At 59.3% G+C, this 3,167-nt stretch carries 2 protein-coding genes and 1 pseudogene; all 3 read left to right on the top strand.

Annotated elements, in window-relative coordinates:
* The coding region (locus tag ACFMO7_RS05045) for an NUDIX hydrolase (protein ID WP_376794423.1) at window positions 1–581 on the top strand (581 nt) is incomplete at its 5' end.
* 373 nt (window positions 582–954) lie between these two features.
* Window positions 955–1,836, top strand: a complete 882-nt coding sequence (locus tag ACFMO7_RS05050; RefSeq protein WP_376794424.1) for a hypothetical protein — start codon at window positions 955–957, stop codon at window positions 1,834–1,836.
* A 789-nt stretch (window positions 1,837–2,625) separates the two neighbouring features.
* Window positions 2,626–3,167: pseudogene (locus ACFMO7_RS05055) on the top strand (hypothetical protein); the annotation flags it as partial.

The following is a 3,167-nucleotide window of genomic DNA, read 5'->3' on the forward strand; positions in this document are numbered from 1 at the left end:
ATCCGGCAGGCCCCTCTCATCGCTGGGCTGCTCCGCGTCGACCAGCGGCTCAGCGAGTGCAGGTAGTCTATCGTGGCTCGATCTTCAGCGTGAAGCAGTATGATATTCCCCTGGCCAACGGAGGCATCGTGACTCGTGAAATCGCTGAGCGCCCTGACAGTGTGCTGGTTCTGCCTCTGGGGCAGCAGGGAACCATTCTCATGATTGAAGAGCCAGATCTGGCCGTGGATGTCTGGCAACTGCGACTGCCTGGTGGGCGGGTTGCCTCTTCCTCTCCTCAAGCGCTGGTGGAACAAGCCCAGCGGGAGCTGCGCGAGGAAACTGGCTATCGAGCGGGATCCCTGCAGAGGTTCCTCTCCTGCTATGGACATCCCGGCTATGTGAGCCACCGAGTCCATCTGTTTGTGGCCTCCGATCTGGAGTGGGACCCGTTGGAGCTGGAGGCAGGAGAGGAAATTCGCGTCAGAACGCTTCCTCTGGCCGAGGCCCTGGCGGCAACACGTCAGGACTATCGTTGTGATCCTGAGGCAGCACTGGCGCTCTGGCTCTATGCAGGCCAGCATCTGCTTGCCACCAGGTGAAGCGCGCCTGGGACTGCTGGGACTGGCCTTCTCCTGTGAGAAGGCTCTCTGGCTTCGGTGAAGCTGGCTCTTACGGAGGTGGAAGACGATGCCTTCAGATCTCCCCCATCATGGACAGGTGATTCAAGCCTACCGGCGTTCACAGGGACTCACACAGGCTGAGCTGGCTCAGCGCCTTGGTCGGAGCCGTCGCAGCGTTGTCACCCTGGAACAGCAGCGGTATATCTCTGATGTCCGTATACGGCGCACTGTGGCTCTCCTTCTCAAGATTCCCCCTCAACTGCTTGACCTTGAGGAAGTACCACTTCCCCCATTGCCTCTGCTCCCCCCTCTCACCATTCAGCCATCAGCCGAAGGTCCCAGGCTTGGGAAGATGGTGATCAGCACGCTGCTGGACAATGTGCGCATGCGGTTCGATCTCTACTACTTCACCAACTCCCACTCCGCTGCCGAAGGATTACGAGAGCAGCAGCAGACTCTCACCATGCTCGCCAGGAAGGGAACCGCCCGCGATCGACGTTTGCTGTTGCTGTTGTTGAGTCACCTCTATCGACTGGAAGGCCTCATCGCCCGCGATGACCTTAACTACCCAATGGCAGAGACTTGTTTTCAGCAGGCATCTCTCCTTGCTCAGGAAGCAGAGTGTCCAGAGCTTGATGCCTTATCACTCGCCTGCCGCGCGGTGCTTTTTGTGAGACAGCAGCAGGCAACGATAGCTCTCCAGTGCTATGAAGCGGCTTGTGCAATAGCTCGACGCTCCTCCCCCGCCTTAAAAGCCTACCTGGCGATCGGCGCTGCTGAAGCGCAGAGTATGCTCAGAGAGACGAGCTGCCTTCGCACTCTTGAACAGGCCCACCGCTGGTTACGTCAGATGGACCCTGCTGATGACCCACTCCTCTTGTATCGCTCCACACGCTGTTCAGAACAAACCCTTCTGGACTGCTCTCTGATGTGTCAAGCGGCGCTTGGGCGCTATGAGCCTGCCCTCGATTACTATAGCGACATAGATCAGCGGATCGATCTGAGCATGCCGCGGAGGAAAGCACGGCTTCTCATTCAGTGCGCCAAGCTCCTCTATCAGAACCGCGATATGAGTTGCTGCTTTTATGCTACTGAAGGATTTAGAATCGCAAAGCGTATCGATTCTCACTATAATATGCAGCAGGCAAGAGAACTGGCCACAGTGTTGAAGGCCCGGCTCCCTGCTGATCCCCGTGTTCAAGAGCTGGCAGCGATTATTGAAGGCCTACAGTAAGGAGACTTTCTCGTTCCTCCGAAACTGCCTCTTGCACTCTTCTTCTCCCTCCGTGCTACGCTTCAGTCCTCTCGAAGCGCCTGCCAGGGAGGAGGAGCGTGTATGCCGCTGAGTGATGTGCAAACCGTGTGCAAATGGGTCTCGCCGTACCGAAGGTGCTCCTTTTCTCCTGATAGAATTCCAATAGAGGGCTACACTTGAAGAGAAAAGCTCTGCTGGACGATACGAGGATAGCCGCATCTGGCCCTTTTCCATCTGAAGAGAGATTTCCTCATGCTAGCAAGGACACAAGAGCCGCAAGATGACTTGATGGGATCAAGCCCGAGAAAGGGAGATGCCTCAACGGGTACCAGAGGTCAGAGAAGGGGCACCTGGCACCTGCTGAGAACCTACCTTCCTGCTCTGCTTCCTCGCTCAAGAGAATGAGCAGACGAGTAGTATTCTTCTCATCCTAATGAATATGGAGCGATCTCTGCAGCCTCTAGAAAGGAGGACTCGACCGATGGTTCCCCTGCTGCAACGGGTGCATCCTTCCACGGCGTTGCCAGCACGCCCAGGGGCGCGCTGGCTGTGTCCGGCGGGCCTCGCATCGCAGCCGTCGCAGGCCCGACCCGCCACCAGCTCCAGTCCCGGCTTGCTTTCCCCAGCGCCGCCAGCGGTCCATGCACCGGCGCTGCTGGCGCCGTCCCACCTCGCTGCTGGCGCACCAGCTCACGCGGCCGGGCCTGCTGATCCGTTCTCTTCCTTGCCCGAACGCATCCCCTCAAGACCAACGACAGGAGGCCTGCTATGACCCACTGGCATCGTCTCTTCCCGCGCCGCCGCGCCCAGGCCCAGGCCAGTGGGGCCTCTACCCCTGCGGCGGCAAGCGCGGCCCCCTTCAGCGTCTCTGGGGAGGCGGGACCCGCTCCCCTGACGCAGCGTCACTACCTGCCGGACGTGCCCTATCTCTTACCCAAGGACCCGCTGGAAGACCAGCGGCTCAATTACCAGCATCACGCGCTCTATCGCACCCTGAGCAACCATTACCTGGCTCCGCCGCTGCCCGAGCAGACCCGCACCATCCTGGACGCCGGCACCGGCGCCGTCATCTGGGCCTTTGAGCCGTCAGAAACTGGAGCTGGGGAAGGGTATCCACGCGGTCGTGAGCTACAGGAGTTAGTCGTACCTGCCTCCTTCTTTCTCAGGCAGGTCCTCTGCCACCTGTTACTATCACGAGCGTTGGGCCTGAGCATCAGCATCAGCAGCCAGGGAGGCTACTGCTCGAAGCAGGTCCCTCGCCATTTGTACGAGACAAGGATGATACTGCTCCGCCTGGCTGATGACGTGCT

It is taken from the genome of Thermogemmatispora sp. (genome assembly GCF_042408735.1).
Lineage (GTDB): Bacteria > Chloroflexota > Ktedonobacteria > Ktedonobacterales > Ktedonobacteraceae > Thermogemmatispora.